This is a genomic window from Pedobacter alpinus (genome assembly GCF_042684645.1).
In the GTDB taxonomy this organism is placed as follows: domain Bacteria; phylum Bacteroidota; class Bacteroidia; order Sphingobacteriales; family Sphingobacteriaceae; genus Pseudopedobacter; species Pseudopedobacter alpinus.
The window spans coordinates 130,909-151,813 of the sequence record NZ_JBHULV010000051.1; the positions used below are offsets into that span (position 1 = coordinate 130,909).

12 protein-coding genes are annotated in these 20,905 nt (G+C 36.9%); all 12 read right to left on the reverse strand.

Annotated features, from left to right (window positions below; all coding sequences use genetic code 11):
- Window positions 1-126: 126 nt before the first annotated feature.
- Window positions 127-1,461, reverse strand: coding sequence for a glycoside hydrolase family 43 protein (locus ACFSSE_RS15390; RefSeq protein ID WP_379041512.1), 1,335 nt, complete (start codon window positions 1,459-1,461; stop codon window positions 127-129).
- 14 nt (window positions 1,462-1,475) lie between these two features.
- Window positions 1,476-2,843, reverse strand: coding sequence for a glycoside hydrolase family 43 protein (locus ACFSSE_RS15395; protein ID WP_379041510.1), 1,368 nt, complete (start codon window positions 2,841-2,843; stop codon window positions 1,476-1,478).
- Between the two features lie 38 nt (window positions 2,844-2,881).
- Window positions 2,882-4,813 carry a glycoside hydrolase family 97 protein gene (locus tag ACFSSE_RS15400; RefSeq protein WP_379041508.1) on the reverse strand — a complete coding sequence of 644 codons (1,932 nt, stop codon included), beginning with the start codon at window positions 4,811-4,813 and terminating at the stop codon, window positions 2,882-2,884.
- 37 nt (window positions 4,814-4,850) lie between these two features.
- Window positions 4,851-7,211: a glycoside hydrolase family 127 protein gene (locus ACFSSE_RS15405; protein ID WP_379041506.1), complete on the reverse strand. Its 2,361-nt coding sequence runs from the start codon at window positions 7,209-7,211 to the stop codon at window positions 4,851-4,853.
- Between the two features lie 94 nt (window positions 7,212-7,305).
- A complete protein-coding gene (locus ACFSSE_RS15410; protein ID WP_379041504.1) occupies window positions 7,306-8,463 on the reverse strand; it encodes an alpha/beta hydrolase in 1,158 nt (385 codons plus the stop codon).
- A 14-nt stretch (window positions 8,464-8,477) separates the two neighbouring features.
- Entirely contained in the window at window positions 8,478-9,593 is a 1,116-nt protein-coding gene (locus tag ACFSSE_RS15415; protein WP_379041502.1) for an alpha/beta hydrolase-fold protein, read from the reverse strand.
- A 5-nt stretch (window positions 9,594-9,598) separates the two neighbouring features.
- Window positions 9,599-12,079 carry a glycoside hydrolase family 95 protein gene (locus ACFSSE_RS15420; protein WP_379101008.1) on the reverse strand — a complete coding sequence of 827 codons (2,481 nt, stop codon included), beginning with the start codon at window positions 12,077-12,079 and terminating at the stop codon, window positions 9,599-9,601.
- A gap of 100 nt (window positions 12,080-12,179) precedes the next feature.
- The gene (locus ACFSSE_RS15425; RefSeq protein ID WP_379041498.1) at window positions 12,180-13,013 is read right to left on the reverse strand and encodes a sialate O-acetylesterase; all 834 of its coding nucleotides are present in this window, start codon (window positions 13,011-13,013) and stop codon (window positions 12,180-12,182) included.
- Window positions 13,014-13,103: 90 nt separating this feature from the next.
- Complete coding sequence (locus ACFSSE_RS15430) at window positions 13,104-13,979, reverse strand: alpha/beta hydrolase (RefSeq protein ID WP_379041496.1); 876 nt, start codon at window positions 13,977-13,979, stop codon at window positions 13,104-13,106.
- Window positions 13,980-14,239: 260 nt separating this feature from the next.
- Entirely contained in the window at window positions 14,240-16,078 is a 1,839-nt protein-coding gene (locus tag ACFSSE_RS15435) for a sialate O-acetylesterase (protein ID WP_379041494.1), read from the reverse strand.
- Between the two features lie 393 nt (window positions 16,079-16,471).
- Window positions 16,472-19,330 (reverse strand): glycosyl hydrolase 115 family protein, encoded by a 2,859-nt coding sequence (locus ACFSSE_RS15440; protein ID WP_379041492.1) that lies wholly within the window; start codon window positions 19,328-19,330, stop codon window positions 16,472-16,474.
- Window positions 19,331-20,425: an endo-1,4-beta-xylanase gene (locus tag ACFSSE_RS15445; protein ID WP_379041490.1), complete on the reverse strand. Its 1,095-nt coding sequence runs from the start codon at window positions 20,423-20,425 to the stop codon at window positions 19,331-19,333.
- Window positions 20,426-20,905: the final 480 nt, after the last annotated feature.

Consider the following 20,905-nt stretch of genomic DNA (forward strand, 5'->3'; position numbering starts at 1 on the left):
CCGTCTGTAATTAATATGAGTTGATACTTTCCATTAACCGGTAAAAAGCTGAACGATATTTTCTTGTATTGACTTTTCCATCAGTTAGATTATTCGTTTTTTTTTTCTTTAAAGATTTGTGAAATTTTAGTAAAATTTCCACCAATCAAAATTGAATAATTCTCCTCCTTCGCCTTTAAAAACGAAGTACACATCATGTACTTCTTTAGTCTTTTTCAGTTTGGATAAGCTGGTTGACCATTTGTTTAAATCGCCACTTGGTTTTACTTTACAAACCGAGATTAAAGGACCGTTTAAAGAATCAATACGGATTTCTATTGTTGAACCTGCTTTTACCGAAGCCAAGCTTGCTTCAAATTTCTTAGCGCCTTTTCCAAAATCAACCCCTCTAACTTTTAAATAATCATTGTTATCAATATTAGTAACATACATTCCGCTTACCGGATTTCTCTCCGTTTTTAAACCCTCAGCCCAAGCGATAGTTTCTGCTTCTACCCGTCTGAAAGGATTAAAATTTTCCACTTGTGCAACTCCCTCTGGCAACCAAAATGGTAGTGTTTGGATTGTGCCATCTGCGTTATAAGTCATTTCTGCGACAGAAACTGACCGCCTTTCAGAATGTTCTGGAGATATTTTTCTCAGTAATTCATAATTGAGGCCGAACGTATATGATTTGCCTTTATAATCTATGATACCCGGGTGGTTTCCATTTGACCTTTTTGTAGCATCCATCACCATCCCTTTATATTCCCAAGGACCTAAAGGAGAAGTACTCATTGCGTAACCAATTCCTTCTGGGCAACAGGTGGAAGCATAAGCTAAGTAATAATGCCCTTCTCGTTTCCACACCCAAGGACCCTCCTGATAGTTTGCTGGTTTGCTGGCTACTTTTATTACTTCACCAGAATAGGAAATCATATCCTTATTCAGTTTAACGCAATACAAATCCGGGTTTCCCCAATATAAATAAGCTTGCCCGTCATCATCAATAAAAGGACTTGGATCTATATCATTCCAAGTATGGTCTGTTTCTATCAATTTCTTGTTCAGTGGGTCTTTAAATGGGCCGTAGGGATTATCAGCTACTAAAACCCCCAGTCCTTTACCATGCATTGGACAATACATATAAAATTTCCCATCACGTTCTATCACTTGAAGCGCCCATGCACCATTGCCTTTAGTTCCCCAGCTAAAGTCATCTAAGGAAGCCACTATTCCGCGGTCTGTCCAATTTGCCATATCTGTAGAGGTGTACAATAACCAGTTTAGCATTTTAAAGCCCTTCGCATCATCCTCATCATGGGTGGTGTATAAAAACACGGTGTCTTTATAAACAAATGGAGCTGGATCTGCAGTGTACTTTGTTTGTACTACAGGGTTATTTTGTGCGAAACAAATATTTCCTAATACGGAAAACAATAAGGCTAATTTGGTCGCTCGCCATCGATTGCAATTTTTCATAATCTTTTAATTTCTTATTTACTAAATCTCCAATAATCGAAATACATTAAATCGGTTTCTGCCTTACTTTTAAAAACAAAATAGAGGTCGTGAACACCTGTTATTTTCGGCATATCCGCAGATACTATGCTCCACCTATCGTTACCGCCAGTTCTTGGTATTTTTATGGTGGCAACAGTTTCGCCATCGGCACTGTCCAGATGTATTTCCATCGTAACTGGTGTATTGTGGGTAGTACCTACCCGAGCAGTGAATTTTTTAGGGCCGTTTTTACCGAAATCAGCGTCTCTTACTCGTGTGTATGCACCATTTTTCTTAGCAGTGATGAAAACTCCAACCTCTTTGTTTTGCGATGCTTTTACGTCTTTTGACCAAGCAATAGTCTCAGCCTGATTGATGATGTAAGGATTAAGCGTTGTTAAACTCTTAGCTATCCCAGTTGTCATTTTCATCGGCTTTATGGTGCCGTCTTTATTAAATTCGGCTTCCTCAACCGCAACGGAACGGTTAAATCCTCCGCCTCCTGGTAATGAACCGTTGTGGTAGAAGAAGTAAGTTTTCCCTTTATAATCAACCATCCCAGGATGATTGGTAAAACTCCCACCTTCTTTAGCCATCAAAGTACCTTCGTATTTCCACGGCCCGATTGGACTTTTACTGGTAGAATAACCGATATGCTCTGGTAAAGGACCACCTGGCCAAAGTAAGTAATACAGTTTGTTCCGCTTGTAAAGCCATGGTCCTTCTTCGTATAAAGTTGGTCGTTCTGGATTTCCATTCCGTTTTCCGAAAGAAGCTTCCGTCATGGGCACTAAGTTTGGCTCTCCATCGATTGAAATCATATCCTCATTCAGTTTAGCATATTTTAGTAATGGATTTCCCCAATATAAATACGCTTGTCCGTCATCATCAATAAAAGCAGTTGGATCAATGTCTCCAGCATTCATTTGCACTAGAGGTTTCCCCAGCGGATCTATAAACGGACCGTAAGGACTATCAGAAATGGCAACTCCAATAGCTGGTCGGTTATTTTCTTTAGCTGTAATTGGAGCGTATAAATAAAATTTGCCATTTCTTTCTACCACCTGAATTGCCCAAGCGTCTCCTTTAGCCCAATCAAAAATTTTGTACGATGCTATAGCGCCATGATCTGTCCAGTTCACCATATCCTCAGTGGTGTAAAGTTTCCAATCGTTCATTACAAACCATGTGGAATTATCTTCATCATGGCTGGTGTATAAAAACAATTTTCCGTTGTGCACCATTGGCGCCGGATCTGCTGTGTAATTAGTTTGCACAATAGGATTTTGCGCTTTTACACTTATTACATGGGTCAGTACTAAAAACACAATTAACGATTTAAGAAGAGTCTTATTCATCATAAATTTTTCATTTTTGCTTCCGCGGAAGCGCAGTTGTTTTAATCTTTTTGAACCAAAATAAATCCGCCGTTTGGTTTAAGTTCTATTTCTAGTTTATTGTCTTTGATAGTTACATTTTTCATTTTAATTACATCAAAAGTTCCGTTCTCGAAATCTTTAAAAAGTTCCAAATCATTTGTAGAAAATCCTGAAAGATCTATAGTAACTTTTCTTGATTTATTTTCGCCGTTAATTCCAGCAAAATACCACCTTCCATCTCCTTTTCTGGCAACTACATAATACTTTCCTGGAAAACCATCAATAAACTTTACCTCGTCCCAATGCGTTGGCAATTCTCTTAAGAAGCTCTTAACATCTTCTGGGACATGAGTCATCCCGTCTGGAGTTTCGGCAAAATGTTGTATTCCAGATAAAAAAACCACTGAAGTAGCCAGCTCAAACGTTTGGGTTGTTATCCTTTTTATTCCTGGTATTTGATAGAGTGCCATTGGCGTAAAATCCATTGGATCATAAACATTACGAATCATTGCGCTATTTACTGAATGTGAGGGAGCCTTATTAGCAGCATCTTGACTAAACGTGATCATTTCATAACCAAAAACGGCTTCTGCAGTTACGAAATTTGGATAAGTACGCTGAAGTCCTCTAGGTAAAGTTGCGCCGTGAAAATTCACTAATAAATGGTAAGTGGCTGCATCTTCTAAAATATCTTCGTAATAGTTGATCATGGACTGTCCATCGCCACCAAAAAAATCTATTTTAACACCTTTAATCCCCATCTTCTCTAGAAGAGAAAACTCTTTTACTCTGCTTTCATGCGTGAGTAATTTGTTTCTTGGTGTAAACTTTACGGTATTCCAGTCTCCCGCAGAATTGTACCACAAAAGCAATCCTACATTCTTTTCCTTAGCATAATCTGATAATACTTGTACAGAATCATACCCGATTGTTTCATCCCAATTTGCATCGATCAAACAATATTGCCAGTTCATATCTGCTGCGTAATCGATATATTTTTTCTGTACCGGAAAGATGGTGGCTTTGTCTTTTTCTAACACCCAGCTCCATGATGATTTACCTAGCTTTATAAAATATGAATCCATTTTCTTTGCTGGAAAAGCTAAATCAGTTCCCAAGGTTGATTCCATAATGGTTTTCAAGCTTCCTATTGCAATAATTCTCCATGGCGTTTGCCAAGGAAGTTCTGATTGTGGATTTAAAGCGCCACCTTCAATTTTTTCTTGTGCTTGAGGAAAGCCAATCTTATATTCACCGTTCGGAGAATTTTTCTGTAACGCTGTTCCGCTATACGTTCTTCCTAATGATGCCTCAGTTAACAATAGCCATTGATTGCCATACTTGAATAATGCAGGATAAACCCATCCGTTTGAACTGTTGGACGGAGTTCCTACCGGAATATCCATCATGTAATGTGCTTCATAAGATGGATTGGTATGTTCGAAACCAGTTTGTGCATCAGCTTTTGGTTGTAACCAAGCTTTTGTGCCCTCGAAAAAATGAAAGGTTGAAGCTTCTGAAGTGATATATTTTATTTCAGCTAATTTGTCTGGAAATTTGTAACAGAATGCAACACCATCATTAGAAACCCTAAAAATGATATTCATCTTCTTTCCGGATGAGTTAATAGTTTCAAAAACACGCTCCATCGCTCTATAAGAAACATTTTTCTTTTTAGCATTCAATATCTGGTAATCATCTTTTACAATTTTTGAAGCAGATGCTTTCACTAGCTTCAAGTTTTTAGTAAAATCTTCGTCTTTCCTAACCAAACCCAATTTGGAGGTATTTAACAATGGCTTTCCAATATAGCTAATAGCGTAAGTCATTTCTGCCACATTAAAATTGACAGTAATGCTTTTATCCGGACTTTGAATTTGATAGGTGTTTTGCTGTGCTTGAGTTAAAGCTGAAACAGCTAAAAAACAAATCAGTAAGATAAATTTTCTCATTTTTTTTTAATTCTATGATACGCTTAAAGCATCAATTCTATTTATTAGTTAATAATCTCACGTAATAAACCGCACCTGCTGTACTGTCAGGTAAAGCTTTAAACTTTACGCGAATGCTTTTTTTTCCTTTCAACATAGTTTCAGGTATTTTGTACTCTTCGCTTTGGAAAAGGGAAAGCTCCCACCTTCTTGTATTCTTTACAGTTGTGAGTTTTTCATCATCTATGTACAACTCAAAATCCCTATTCCCCCACTCTGCTCCCCAATAACGAACGTATAAAGAAAGGTTAGTCAACGAGTTTGTGGCCATGCTGTAACTAAAGTATCCGCCTTTATTAGCTTCTCTAAAGAATTGATCATGTGAAACACCTTTACGAGAATTTTCCGTTTGCATGGCATGGTCCACTTCCGGCTGCTGCTCTCCTGGAGCTACAAAATCAACCGTACGATTTTGAAGTTCAAGTTTCTCTTTTTCTACAGACGAGACAGAATCTAGATAAGAACCATATTGTTTGTTACTCAACATCATCCAATACATCATATACCTAGAATCATGGATTTTGTAAAACGGCTCTAAAACCAATTTCTCCGGATTGATGATTTTCTCATTTACAAACTGAAACTTCATATTTTCTCCTTTTAGAGGAGCAACTCTTTCTGAAATTTTATCTGGATGATCATCAACAATAATAGGTGCTTTATCTACCGCAAGTTTTTTTCCTCCTGCAATATGCCCCCAGCGACTATCATCCGCAACTAAACCTTTTAATTCATCTTGACCAGTTTTAGCACTTAACAATATTGGTCCTCGCATAATAGATGCATAAACAGGAATGTTTGGCATGTGCTCTACGGTTGTTTGCATGGGCAATTTCAACTCTACTACATCGCCTTTTTTCCATAACCTGTTAATTGCTACATAAGAAGAAGGACTTTGGCTAATTTTGATTGCTTTTCCGTTCACAGTTATCCCTAAAGTTCCAGCTTTTACCCAATTCGGATACCTTATCATTAATGTAAACTTAGATTTACCTCCAGTAATTGTTAATTTAGATTGCGCTTCATCTGGGAAATTTGTTTCCTGCTTTAAAGTGATTCCTTTTTGGGCCCAGTTTAATTTAGAGGCAATGAAAAGGTTTAAGAATAATGAATCATTTTGGTGTGTGTAAATAAATTCGTTGTATTTACCGTGATTTTCCATCCCACTGCCTACACAACACCACATTCCTTCATTTGGTGCAGAATAAACTCTGTAATGGCGTGGGCGAGCCGGCGTAAAATAAACGTAACCACCATGTTCTGGATGTTGGGTTGATAGAATATGGTTATATAATGCTTTTTCGTAAAAATCAATATATTTTGCGGAAGGATCTAAACGGAATAAATCCTGAGTAAGCTTTAGCATATTGTAGCTGTTGCAAGTTTCTGGACCCTCTACATCATTCACAAAATCAATGGAAGAGGCTACACTTGGGAAAAACTCTCGACGGCTGTTTCCACCAAAAGCTAAGGTGCGGTTCTTGGTTACCGTTTCCCAAAAGAAACTCCCTGCGTCCTTATACTGTTGGTCTCCGGCTAATTCACCAATACGCTCAAAACCAATGGCTTTAGGTACTTGTGTATTTGCGTGTTTATTATCCAAATTATCAACCCCTTTAACCAATGGATCTAAAATGGATTTATGCGAAAAACGTTTTGCAGTAGTTAAGTATTTTTTATCTCCAGTAATTTGGTAGGCATCGGCAAACATTTCGTTCATACCTCCTGGTTCTACATCCAATATTTGTTGCATCTGCTCCTCAGATAAACCTGCTGTAACATCAATACTCCAGTCGCAAAATTTGATAAATATATCTTTTGCATCGTTGCTTCCACCATATAGCCAAGCATCCCGCAATCCTGCGTACATTTTATGTACATTATACCAAGGCACCCAACCACCACGATAAGCCTTAAAATCTCCCTTTTTTAGGGTTGACCATATTTCAGCACTATTTGGCGCACCACCAACATACCCTTTCCCCCATTCTCCGTGGTTTTTTGTATTCGCATCTTGACACGCCTTTAATTCGGTAATCATATAATCCATCCGGCGTTTACATTCAGCATTATTGGTCGCCGCATAGTTCATCGCTAGTGCCGCTAAATAATGACCACCGATATGTCCGTCCAAACCTTCCCAATTTTTATAGCTTTCGCCCTTAGGAACCAAACCTGCTTCTTTTAAATACGGCGCAAGCAACCTATCCACATCATATTTCAAGAGTGTTTGAATATTCAAATCTCTAGCATGTTTAAAAGGACCGTTTAACAGACTAACATCTTTTAAAGGGAACATGTTTGGGTACAGCTTTTCTTGTGCTTGCACTGTAAAACAAATTAAAAAACTAATCAGCATTAGTGCTGCTGAAATTTTGGATTTGTGGAAGTGATATATCATTTTGTTATTATTATTTTTTTCCAGGTGTGAAAGCTTCTTTTTAAAAAAGTAATTAGTTTTTAAATAAAAGTGCGGCATATTCTTTTAAATTTCTCCTCCATGTCTGCCATTCATGGGCCGTTTTCGGAGATTCATAATACACGTACTTAATCCCCTGCTTGTCTAACATGTTTTTAAACGCCCCTATAGACGCGGGGAAAGGGCTACCTTCTTTTGTACCTAAGCCTAAGAACAGAACCCTTATTTTATCATTGATTAGCTTTCCTTCTTTAAAGCTTCCGTTTAAAAAAGTTGCCGGATCAATTGCGTCTGAACTGGGGTAATTTGGCGTACCACTAAAGCCACCGTAACTGGAAAACTTCTCCAAATTGTTCATGATGATCCTCATGGTTTGGTTTGCGCCCATAGAAAGACCTGCAATTGCCCGGTTTTCTCTATTGGCGATGGTTCTGAATTTAGCATCGATCATAGGGATTACTTCGTTCATTAAAACTTCTTCAAAAACAGAAGCTTTATCATTTCCACCATTATTACCATCAGGCTTGGTTGAATAACCATTGTCCATTACGATGATCATTGGTGTTGCTTTCTTATTGGCTATTAAATTGTCAAGAATAAGGTTGGCTTTTCCTTGTGCAGACCAGCCAGTTTCGTCCTCAAAACTTCCATGTTGTAAGTACAATACCGGGTAACATTTTTTGGTATCCTCGGTATAACCCGGAGGAGTATACACAAAACAGCGTCTTGCTGCTTTAGTTATTTTTGAGAAATAAATATTCTCGCTTACTAAGCCATGCGGCACATATTTTAGTGCATAAAATTCTTGATCAGGAGCCGGAATTTCAATACCACTACCCCAACGACCTGCGCCATAATAATACATACTTCCCGGATCAGGAACGGAAGCACCATCGATATTTAACTGATAATAATGAAAACCTGCATCTTGTGGTTGAGATTGACCTGTCCATACTCCTTTTTCGTCTTTAACTAAATCGTATTTTACACCACCTAAGTCAAGTTGAACTTTGGTTGCGTTTGGAGCTAAAATGCTGGCTCTAACCTCTCCTTTGTCATTCACTTGCGGAAAGTTTTTACCTAGTTGGGTGGTAGTTGATCGCTTAAAAACATCTGAATCTTGTGCAGAACACACAAAAGATGTCAGCAAGACACTTAAAAAAACAGACAGACTTTTATTTTTATAATTCATAAGTAGCTGATTAATTATTTTTGGAAAAGCATTGGTGCAAGTTCACGAAGACTTCTTCTCCATGTTAAGAATTCATGAGCTGTATTTTCAGAAACGTAAGAAACCGCATTAATTCCGGCTTTTTTCAATTCCTCAGCCGCTGTTTTTACTCGGTTAGGATTTTCTTTGCTGCCGCAACTCAAGAAAATAAGTTTTACTACATTTTTGTCTTTAATTTCAGAAGAATTATAAGTTCCTCCGCTCAATAAACCATAATATGCAAATACATCTGGTCTGTTTAAAGTAATCGTATGAGTTTCCATTCCTCCCATAGAAAGCCCCGCCATTGCTCTGTTAGCTTGATTTGCTACTGTACGGAAGTTCGCGTCGACATAAGGAATCAACTCCTCAATAAGTACCGTTTGAAACGGAACAATGCTAAATTCTTTCATCTTACCCCATTTCACTTCATTGGTCATACCGTAAGTGTTTACAATAATAAACGGCTTCGTTTTTCCTTCTGCAATTAAATTATCCATAATTAAATTTGCGTTCCCTTGATTCATCCACGCGGTTTCATCCTCGCCCCAACCATGCTGTAAATAAAGAACAGGATAGCGTGTGGAGGTGTTTTTATTATATCCTGGAGGCGTATAAACAAAAGCTCTACGTGAAGTATTGGTGCTTTTAGATGGAAAAAGTATTTGCTGTACATTTCCGTGAGGAACATTTTTCAAAGCATAAAATTCTGCATCGTGGGCAGGTATTTCTATACCACTTTCCCAGCGAACAGATCCATAATAATTTAAAGCACCCGGATCATTAAAAGTACCTCCATCAACTGTTAGATGATAGTAATGAAAACCTTCATCCATTGGACCTTCGGTAGTACCAGTGAAAAAACCTTCTGAGTTTTTAGAAAGTTTTGTCCCGCCTCTACCGCCCAAACCCAAACTTACTTTAACACTATCTGATTTAGGAGCAAAAATTTTAAATCTGGCATAACCTTGTGAATTAACTTGCGGATATTCTTGCCCCGGCTGGTTTGAGCTGGATGGTTTAAAATCGTTTTTAATTGAACCTTCTTGAGCTAAACAAACTGAAGTTAATAATAACGCAAATACGCCCGATAAAATGACATTCAATTTCATAAGTTTTATTGGTTTAAAATAAGGGTGTAAATTTTGTCTTTATTGGTTGTTACATCATATACAAAGGTTTCCTTTAGATTTAGCGGTGTAATTATTGCCTTATCTGATATTATAGGTGCTTTTACTTCTTCGGTTTGATAAAATAAATTAGGATTATTTCCTGAAGCTATTTTTAATAATTTATTGTTTATCAATTTCATTTTATTAGGAAGCCTTAACCTTAAATTACCACCAAGCGTAGATTTTATTTCCGCTTTTATTACTTTTCCGTCTTTCCACTCCATGTTAATTAATTCAAAACCGCCTCTTGCTCTTAAGCCCGAAATATTTCCTTTGGCAAGCCATAAATCAGGCAAAGCTGGTAATAGGTTAAGATCTCCATCCGAACTTTGCATTAGCATTTCTGTTATGCCGGATGTACATCCAAAATTTCCATCTATTTGAAATGGAGCGTGTGCATCAAAAAGGTTATTATATGTCCCACCTCCGCCTTCATTTGTTCCCACAGGTGTTAGCTGATTTTGAATCAGTTTGTAAGCATGGTCTCCGTCTAACATTTTTGCCCACCAGTTTACTTTCCAGCCCATACTCCAGCCGGTTGAAACGTCTCCACGTTGTAACAATGTATTTTTTGCAGCACTGTACAATTCTGGCGTACGGTAAGGAGATATTTGGTTAGAAGGGAACAAACCGTACAGATGTGAAATGTGCCTGTGATTATCTTTTGGATTATCCACATCATCTAGCCATTCTTGTAGTTGGCTGTGCTTTCCAATCTGCATAGGCGCTAAATTGCTTCGTTTCTGCTTCAAAGTATCGGCGAAAGCCTTATCTCGATTTAAAATTGAAGCTGCTTGTATTGCATTGGAAAAAACATCAAAAACAATTTGATTGGTCATTGTAGTACCTACATCAATGGATGACCCCTGATGTGCTGCAGGTGCGTTTTCTGGCGACGTATCGGGTGACATTACAGACCATTTATACTTTGGATGGGTAATCAAATAATCTGCGTAAAACATTGCAGCTCCTTTTAAAACCGGATACACCGATTTTAGATACTCCTTGTCGCCACTATAAAGGTAATGCTCCCAAAGGTGCTGACTTAGCCAACCTCCACCATTGCTCCAAGCGCCCCAAAAAGCACCGTCTACAGCGCCAGTTATACGCCATATATCGGTATTGTGGTGCGCCATCCATCCTCTTGCACCATACATATCTTTTGCTGTTTTTTGCCCGGTAACCGAAAGCTCTTGAACCATTTTAAGCAACGGTTCATGCATCTCTGCCAAATTTGTTTTTTCGGCAGGCCAGTAATTCATTTCTGTATTGATATTGATAGTATATTTACTATCCCATGCCGGCCTCAAGCTATTATTCCAGATACCTTGTAAATTGGCCGGCTGCCCACCAGGTTGCGAAGAAGATATCAATAAATAGCGACCATACTGGTAATATAATGCAGCAAAAGACGGATCATTAACCGAATTGAAGTTTTTTAAACGCTGATCTGTAGGTACATTAGCAAATTTCGATTCTCCTAAATCAAGTTTGACTCTGTTAAAAAACTTTTGATACGCAGCAATATTGGCACTTAAAACATCAGAAAACTTTTCAGTTACTGCTTTTCTTAAATACGAGTTTGCTCTATCAATTTCGTTACCGCTTATATCATTATAGCTATTGAAATTTGTGGCAACGGAAATGTAAATGGTAACTTCATCTGCGTTTTTTACCGAAATTGTAGAATCAGTATTGGTTAAAGAACCGCCCTTAGGTATTATTTTCGCAATACTTTCAAATTTAACTTTTCCTTCTACGCCTTCGTGGTTAATAGTAGTACCTGAAAGAATTAGCTCGCCGTTGTTGGAAGCTTTATGCTTTACTTTTGGTTGTGGGGTTGTGTAAAGTGCCGTAAAACTTAAACTATTTGATTTGCTTGCTGTTAAATGAATGGCAATTACCCGATCTGGAAAAGAAGCGATAACCTCTCTTTTGTAAGTTACGTCTCCTACATTATAAGTTGTAGTGGCAAGGGCATTTTGTAAATTTAAGTCGCGATAATAATTGGTGTAATTTTCATGACCTAAAAAATCAAGTTTTATGCTCCCCACCGGCTCAAACATTTGTCCGTGTGATTTTTTGGAAACAATTACCTTATTGATCAGGCGTTCTGCATCCTTCTGTTTGCTGTCAAAAATCAATTGGCATATCCTGTTTAACGAATCTAACGCTAGCGGATTATCGTTTCTATTAGGACTACCGCTCCAAAGTGTATGCTCATTTAGCTGAATATTCTCGCTCTCCACATTTCCGTAAACCATTGCCCCTAACCTGCCATTTCCTACAGGCATGGCATTCTCCCAAACTTTGCCTGATGGTTTATCATACCATAATTTTAAATCCGCTTTTGAAGATTGCGCCTTTAAATTTGTAAAGCACATCATTACAAAACAGAAAATAAAAAATATTAATTTTTGATGCATTCCTTTTAACATATTGATGATATTAAAACATGATAATTTTAAAGCGAGTAATTCCTGCAATAGTTCATAGATATAAACTTTAAAACCTCGTATTTTCTAATTAAAATTTTAGCAACGCTAACATTTGATCAGCATATCGCCTTCCTAACTCTCTATAGCCAGCAGCATCAAAATGCAGGTTATCTGGGCCATCTGTACATCCTTTAGAAGAAATCACATGTGCTGTTGGTATTACTGTGGGTAAAGTGGCAATTATTTCGTTCATACTTGCACATACCCCGTTCTGGTCAGCATTTACCACTTCGCCGGCTAGAAGCGGTACATTTTCAGCCTTTAGATTTAAATCGTTTAAGAGGTTACTGTAAACGCCTTTTACTTTTGTTGGCCAATTAGCATCGCCCGTATTTGACTCGCCCTGATGTAATAATATCCCTTTAATTACTCCATCTTTTTGGGCCAGTTTTGCTAGCTCAACCAATCTTCCGTAAGGATTTCCGTTATAGGCTTTAATCATGCCCAACATCCAATCTGGTGCAGTTGCAGTGTAAGATTGATAATTATCTTTGTCAAAAAGTTCGATTTTACATCCGCCAACGGCCACGTTAATTACCCCAACCGTTACATCTTCAGGTAAATTTTCAATTAACTTTCTTCCAAAATAATCTATTGGAGTTAAACCTGTATTGCAGCGGGTAAGAGGTGGAACAGCAGTGTACCAAGTATCAGCTTTACGGTTAATTACTGGGCAATCCAATGTTTCTAATACCTTGAAGCGGGGATTTATATTTACAGTATCTTGAGCTTCAATTTTGGCGCTGCCCTCCATATTGGATTGCCCAAATGCTAAAAAAATATAAAACTTTTTGTTTTGACCGAATACGCTGGAATTCGTAAGCACCAATAGCGCAACGATAATTACATTTTTGATTTTCATCTGGTTAATTATTTCTAATTTAATTTTGTTAGACCTGTTTACTTAAAGCTTATCCCATTTTTAAAAAACGAGTTGTAAGGGTAAATGACACTAATTGGACTGAAGATAATTAGGGAAAAGATCTTTATTTACCGGCTTAAAAATAAGCTGAGCATACATAAATAAACCATTTTTCCACACTTTAAAGTCATGTCCTCCCGGCTCGATATAATAGATATGAGGCACACTTTTTTCGGTTAAGTAATCATGCGTACGCTTACTGACATTTAACAAGCCGTCACTAGCACCGCATGAAATCCATAAAAGTTTGAGCATTTTTTTTGCTTTATCAGCATCTGGAACTAACTCTTCCGGTTTCTTGGTATTTGGTGCAGAAGAAAAGCCACCAACCCAAGCAAATTTATCCAAGTTACCTAATCCAAAATTCAAGGATTGTCCGCCCCCCATAGAAAGTCCGGCTATTGCTCTATGTTCACGGTCTTTATAAACAGAATAAGTTTTCTCTACAAAAGGAATCAAATCATTCAATAAATCTTGCTCAAACGTAGCGAAAGCTTCCACTTTATCTTTTGCCATTATATTTCCGGTAGCGCTGTCATCTTTCATAGCTCTGCCATTTGGCATTACCACAATCATTGGCTTCACTTTACCCTGAGCATATAAATTATCCAATATAACCTGAGGTTGTCCACCGTTTAACCATTCTTTCTCATCTCCACCAATACCATGTAAAAGATATAGTACTGGGTACTTTTTGCTTTTTGAAAAATTTGGGGGTGTATAAATGGTTACTTTGCGATCTGTACCAACGGTTTTTGAACTGTAAGTTAAAGCTTCTATTTTTCCATATTGTATATCAGATTGAGGAACATCAAAACCTGCTTTAGCATGCGATACTACCTCCTGAGCTGTCGTTAAAAAAATAGTACAGCATAACACAGATAGAATTACTAATAATTTTCTCATTGTTTAGATTTCTTATGAATTTAGGTTTAACAGATTTACAGCAAGCGCCATAAATCAAAAGATAAAGTTAAGATCATACCCTGATTTAAGAGGGTACATTTCGTTAATTTTATAAGATTAATGTTCGATTAAAAACACGCTAAAAATTAAATGGATGGGTTTTTACCCCAAAATATACTTATATATAAACCGTAAGGATAAAAAACAAGAAATAACATTACGGCAAACTAATAGCCGAATGTTTAATGGTTGAATACTAATTATGGTTTATCTGTTCTGAACGGCGAAGCTGGTAAATTTTCTGTATTATAAAGGTTTGGGTTTACCGGATTATCTGCCCAAGCGTAGCGTACATACATAGGTTCTTGAACTTCATTAGAAAAAACCTCTACTGTTTTCCCAACAATCTTTGCATTTGCCAAACCAAACTTTTTATCTGCACCTGCGATAGCAAAACTTGACAATTCTCCTCCGTCTATTGTGATTAGCCCTTCGGAAATGTGACTAAAATTGATGATGATTTTATTCCCTTTTATCTCTGAGGATTGATAAAGAGGTCCGCTATATTCTAAATCTTTTTCACCGTAATTAAAATGACGAGCAATTAATGCCAGCCTATCACCTACTTCTTTTTTCCTATCGGGATGGATATCGTTCCACTCGCCAACATCAATAGTAACAGCCATGCCTGTGTTTGGAACTGACAAAGTTTTAAGGAAAGCTTCACGAACGATAGCCGAACCACTTTCTGATGGTAAATAATTATAATCGCCAAAACCAGGAAGTTGCACATAATAAAATGGCAACTCGCTATTTTTAAATTTAGTGCGCCAATCCTTAATTAACGCAGGAAGATATTGTTCGTAATCATTCGCATTTCCGGTATTGCTTTCACCCTGATACCATAACACGCCTTTAATTTTATAATCGATAAAAGGTGCAATCATGGCATTGTATAAAGCCGTTGGTTGGTTTTGAGCACTAATAGGACCCTTTTTTCCAGTAAACCGAGAAGGACGATTTACTTGCCCAACTTTATAATCCCAATAACCTTTAAGGTCAATTTTTTCATCACCAACTTCAATGAAGTAAGGTTTATCTGGCACAAAGCCTCCTTTTCCAGAGTTGTTTTGCACACGAACTACAACTAAGTTTTCGCCTTCTTTTAATACATCTGGTTTTATACTATATATTCTTTGTGGATATTGGTACGACGTACGCCCAACTTCTTTTCCATTAACGTAAACCACATCTGCATCCACAATCCGTCCCATAAATAATCGGGCGGGCTTACCAACCATCGATGCGGGAACATTTATTACTTTTCTGTACCAAACTACCCCATCCAAATTTCTGACACCTTGATCTTCCCAATAGCCAGGAACATTAATTTGTTGCCAGTTTTTAGGGCTATAATTAGGGGCAAACCATTTAACATCTTCACCTAAACCTTTATCTGGGTCCTGTTTTGAATTCACAATGGAAACTTCTTTGCTTCTTTGGTTAATATAAGCAGTATCCTTATTCTGTTGAATAATTTTATGTATATCATTAAAATCTTTAAAACCTTCTTCGCTTGTCCAAGCTTCAATTGGTGTTCCGCCTACGCTTGAGTTAATGATTCCAATAGGAACGTGATGTTTTTCGTAAACATTTTTAGCAAAAAAATAAGCCACAGCCGAAAATTCTTCCACATTTTTTTGGTTAGCCCACTTCCAAGAACTTACAGGCAACACTTTGCTTGGTGCATTTAAATTGGTAGCAGTTGGCACCCAAAATTGTCGTATTTCTGGGTAATTTGCTTTCGCGATGTCATCTGCATACCTTATAGCATGCAAACGCATTTGATGCACCATATTTGACTGACCTGAACATAACCAAACGTCACCAATTAAAATTCCTTTTAAAACCAATGTGTTTTTACCTTCCAGTTTCATCTGGTATGGCCCACCAGCTTTCATGGCCGGAAGTTCCATCATCCACTTTCCGTTATTATCTGTAATTGCGGAAGCTTTTTTACCGTTGAAACTAACTTTCACCTTTTCACCTTTAGATGCCCAACCCCAAATTTTCAGATTTGCGTCTCTTTGTAATACCATGCTATCAGCTATAAGCTGTGGGAGCTGTATTTGGGAAAAGACAGTATTTGAAAGGAAGAACAAAAGGAAAACAAGTAGATTTTTTTTAGTAAAGCACATAGATTTATTTGTATCTCTTTTTTTGGATAGGCTGAATTTCAGTATTAAAAAAAGAAAATCGGGAGAAACCAAAACTCCCGGTATTTTCCATTTAAACCAATTTAACCAATTAAATTATTAATTCAGGATCTTATTTTAAAACGGTTTTTTCGTTACGATTTAACATTTTAAAAGTAGGTAATTATCTACTATTTCTAATTGCACAATTGTTTAAAATACTAGCCGCTTTGTACAAAACATAAGCATAAGAAAATCTTTAATGAAAATTCTGAATAAAATATAACAAACCCTTCTCTATTTAATATTAGTGTTATTTTGTACTGGTGCACCTAAATAACTTGTAGCCAATCCGCCACTATCAATTACTATTTTTTGTAAAACTACTCCCGCATCTATCCGCCAAAACTTAAGCGTATGCTTCCCTGCAGTTTTGAAATCGTGTTTAACATTAATTTGTTTGATACTATTAGCCAATAAACGATCTCTTGTTCGTTCGTTGTCGTTTTCGTTTAGATTGATTATTTGCGGTTTTTCATCATCAAACGAAATGGCAAACAACAAGCCTCCTTTATCTAAAAAATCTATAGTGGGTGATAAATATAGGTTCAGGTTAATTGGCCCAGCATCCTGACTGTTAATTTCGTAAGCTACATACGGAGAATTTGCATCTAATGGTTGTGATGGTGAATTTACCGGCACTGCTGTAATTCCAGAGTTTGTTCTTCCGTAATGAGGCAAAATTTCCCATCCTCTTTTTGGCGAAGAAGTAGAGAAATTTTCTGCATCTAAACTTAGGTAAGCATTTGATGGAAGGTAATTAGGTTTGCTCTCAACCGCTGATGGAGCTTTATTAACTGCAGCATAAACAGTAAAGCTTTTATCCATTGCTTTAACAGTAATTGGAACTAAATGTTTTCCTTCTGGAATTTGATTCCAATCCGCTTCAAACCAAATCCTTTTTTCATCATTAATTTCATCTTTTTTAATGCTCGCTTTTAGCCATGGTTCTTTAACATCGACTTCAAAATCAAACGCCTTAATACTTTTATTAAAAATTTCTACATAATTCTTTTGGGTATAGAAATCAAACTGTAATTGTTTTTGAGCACTGTTGCCCAAGGTAAGGTCATCTACACTTCCAACAATTGCAATTCCAAAATCAGGTGTAGCGGAAAGGGTAATGGTTTTTACCTCTGGCATGATATCTTCTCTTGGGTTATCCCAACTGGTGTAACCAATATGCGTTTGATCCATCATGTGAGGCCATTTTCCATTTGCCGTTTCCTCGTTATACCTAAAAGCAATATCCTTATCATTCTGAAACAATATTTTTGCTTTTTGTGCCATTGTATTGGTTGCAGTACGCTTTTGCGAGGCGTATAACTCGTTTTTAGCAACAGTATAATACATTTCATTTAAGTTAGCGCAAGCTTGAACTGGGTGAAGCACCAACTCAAAAAATGCATCTTTATAATTTTCTGGTAGTTTCGCTTCAATCGATAATGCACTACTTAATAAGTGATTGTAAGTAACAACAACATTTTCAAACTCGTTATAGTTGACTAAACTATAGGAAGTTGGAGATAACAATTCGGGCTTTCTACGACCGTTAATTTGTGTATAACCATCAATAATTTCTGCTATTTCTTTTACATATTTATCTCCAAACTGAGCCGAAACCCATCTCTCTGTATAATTTTGTATTTTATCAGCCGGCCATTTATCGGGATCTAGAGCGTAGTCTAAGAAAAATTCAGTGGGAAATTCCATTGGTTTTAAATCTCCCACGTTTACAATCCAAATTTGATCTGCACCATATTTATAAGCTAGGTTCATTTGTTCCCTTACTTTGCTTATTGGGTTTGTATTTAACCATCTGTAACTTCGAGGCCCTCCTACATAATCAAAATGATAATAAATGCCATATCCGCCTTTTCGTGGTGCAGCATTTAATTGAGGTAACTTCCGAATATTCCCCCAATTATCATCGCATAAAAGTAACGTCACATCATCTGGCACACGCATTCCTTTATCATAATAATCTTGAACTTCTTTATACAAAGCCCAAAGTTGTGGAGTTTCTGATGCAGGTTTTTTGGTCACATCTGTTATAATCTCTCGTTGATCTTTTACTATTCTTTCTAACAGTGCTGTCGCAGTACCTTCTGTCATCGGCTCATCGCCATCTCCACGCATGGCCAAGGTTACAATGCTTTCATGGTTACCCATATTAACGATACCATCTCGCCAAAACTGCTTTAAATTAGCTTCATTAGTTTGGTAATTCCATTCACCCTTACCAAATCGTTTCCACTCTTGTTGTGCTCTCTGCATAGGTTCGTGGTGCGATGTGCCCATCACTATTCCGTATTCATCAGCTAAAATAGGGTTCAGCTTATCATCATCATTGAAAGCGTTGCCCCACATGGCCGGCCAAAGATAATTTCCTTTTAAACGAAGAATCAGTTCAAAAACTTTTTCATAAAACTGATGATTTAAACCCCCAAATTTCTCTCTAGCCCAACCTGTTAATGCCGGAGCTTCGTCGTTTAAAAAAATACCACGATACTTTACCGCTGGTTCATTAAAAATGTGTTTCCCAGCAGAAACATAAATTTGGGAGTTCTTTTTTGCAGGGACATCTGCCCACCAATACCACGGTGAAACACCCATTTGGGCTGATAATGTGTAAATGCCATAAATTGTTCCACGCTTATCACTCCCAGCAATTACCAAAGCATATGCTACTCCTGGTAAGGGATTACTAACCACTTGGGTTAAGGAACTTTCCCACTTACCGTTAACGCCACTTACATCTATTTTCTTTAAGCGAATTAGTTCATCTATCACTTTATTATGACCAATTGTGCCTGCAATAATCACTAATCCTTTAGCATTTTTAGCCTCATTTATCCAAAAAGGTTCGGTTCCAGAAACCTGCCTTAAATCTTCAGCAAAACTTTTAAAAGCTCTGATAACTCCAGGCCATTCATTCTCTGCGGTTAATAAAGAAGGTGTTTTACCATTATCATTTAACGGAAAGGCACCCTTTGTTCTAGAAAAAGAAACATACAAATCTGTCTCCACCGCTTTTGCAAAATCTGTTTTAAATAAAACAGCAACTAATAAAATACTTGATAAAAGAACTTTCATCTATTTAAAATTTACAACTTCCCAGTATGCCTTTTTAGGCATTAAATCAGCATCAAATAACAACGGATAATTTTTTCTTCCCGGTACAGGATAATTATCTAACCAAGTAGAACGATCGGATATATTCCAAAAGGTAACACCTGTAATGTTTTTGCGGTATTCTCTGAAAATTTTAAAAACCTTAGTGTATTGTTCTATTTGCTTTTGTTCTAATTCTGGGGTAAGCTCGTCAGATTCCCCAACGTATTTTGCCCTTCTTTCTTTCTCCCATTTGTAAATAGACATATCCAGTTCTGTAACCTGAACATCTAAACCCAAAGAAGAATATTGCTCAATAGCTTTGCGAAGTTCGGCTTCTAAAGGTTCGAAAATTGACCAATGGGCTTGAATTCCTACACCATCAATCGGCACTTTAGCATCCACTAATTTTTTCAATAAGCGATAAATGCGTTCCCTCTTTTCTGGACGAACAGCGTTATAATCGTTGTAAAAAAGCTTTGCATTTGGGTCTGCCTCATGGGCATATTCAAAAGCTTTTACAATAAAATCTTCTCCTGTAATTTGATACCACAACGAGCTTCTTAAAAATTTTGTACTGTCATCGTCAATGGCTTCGTTTACTACATCCCAAGCATAAATTTTTCCTTTGTACCGATTAACGACCGTAAAGATATGTTCTTTTAATCGCTTTAAAAGCACTTCTTTAGAAACTTGTGTTCCGTCTGCGTTTTTAAAAAGCCAGTCTGGCGTTTGTTCATGCCAACAAAGCGCATGTCCTCTAACTCTTAAATTATTTTTAACAGCAAAAGAAACAATTGAGTCTGCATCTCTCCAATTGTAATAATTTTCTCTGGGATGAATTGGACCCATTTTCATGGCATTTTCTGGTGTGATGCTATTGTAGTTTTTTCGTATAAAATCTGCATTAGCGCCGGTTAAATCTCGGGCATTTACAGCAACTCCCATCGGGAAAAATGGTTGGTAATAATCTTTTAAACCTTTCTCTGAATTTTTGGTATCGGATGGTTTATTTGTAACACACGCTAGTAACATTGAACCCGCAAATGCGAAAAGGATGTAATTAAGTTTCTTCATTTTTAAAATTTATGCTTTAATTTTTTTCTTACTTGTAACCAAAATAGTTAAAAGCATGGCTGTGAGTTGCTATTGTCAATATTGGATAAAATGTTAGGTAACTTATAATTGTTGCTGGTAAATTTAAGCCGATGATTTGGTTGGGGATGCTTAATTAGTCTCAAAAAATAGTACAAATGTTCAATAATGCAGTAAAAAGATTTTTTTGCGCATTATACTATAAGGCTTTTAAAACAATATAGTGTTTCATACGAGATTACCATGCTTAACCTCAATTGATAATAAGGTTTAAGCGCAATAAAAGAAAGTTGTAAATTTCAATTCTCAAAAAGGCATATTAGCATCTATTTGAAAGAATTTATTTTTATAAAAACAGTAAACAGCATCAATTTTTATATAAAAGTTTGTTTAACAGCAAGATATACTCAAGGTCAGCGATGGAAATTCATCATTTGAAAAACCTTCTCCTGTAAAGTTAAA

Coding starts and splice junctions, on each gene's coding strand:
- ACFSSE_RS15430 (WP_379041496.1), bottom strand. CDS start 13,979: ATGAGAAAATTATTAGTAATTCTATCTGTGTTATGCTGTACTATTTTT.
- ACFSSE_RS15410 (WP_379041504.1), bottom strand. CDS start 8,463: ATGAATTATAAAAATAAAAGTCTGTCTGTTTTTTTAAGTGTCTTGCTG.
- ACFSSE_RS15390 (WP_379041512.1), bottom strand. CDS start 1,461: ATGAAAAATTGCAATCGATGGCGAGCGACCAAATTAGCCTTATTGTTT.
- ACFSSE_RS15405 (WP_379041506.1), bottom strand. CDS start 7,211: ATGCTGATTAGTTTTTTAATTTGTTTTACAGTGCAAGCACAAGAAAAG.
- ACFSSE_RS15415 (WP_379041502.1), bottom strand. CDS start 9,593: ATGAAATTGAATGTCATTTTATCGGGCGTATTTGCGTTATTATTAACT.
- ACFSSE_RS15395 (WP_379041510.1), bottom strand. CDS start 2,843: ATGATGAATAAGACTCTTCTTAAATCGTTAATTGTGTTTTTAGTACTG.
- ACFSSE_RS15445 (WP_379041490.1), bottom strand. CDS start 20,425: ATGAAGAAACTTAATTACATCCTTTTCGCATTTGCGGGTTCAATGTTA.
- ACFSSE_RS15425 (WP_379041498.1), bottom strand. CDS start 13,013: ATGAAAATCAAAAATGTAATTATCGTTGCGCTATTGGTGCTTACGAAT.
- ACFSSE_RS15440 (WP_379041492.1), bottom strand. CDS start 19,330: ATGAAAGTTCTTTTATCAAGTATTTTATTAGTTGCTGTTTTATTTAAA.
- ACFSSE_RS15435 (WP_379041494.1), bottom strand. CDS start 16,078: ATGGTATTACAAAGAGACGCAAATCTGAAAATTTGGGGTTGGGCATCT.
- ACFSSE_RS15400 (WP_379041508.1), bottom strand. CDS start 4,813: ATGAGAAAATTTATCTTACTGATTTGTTTTTTAGCTGTTTCAGCTTTA.
- ACFSSE_RS15420 (WP_379101008.1), bottom strand. CDS start 12,079: ATGCATCAAAAATTAATATTTTTTATTTTCTGTTTTGTAATGATGTGC.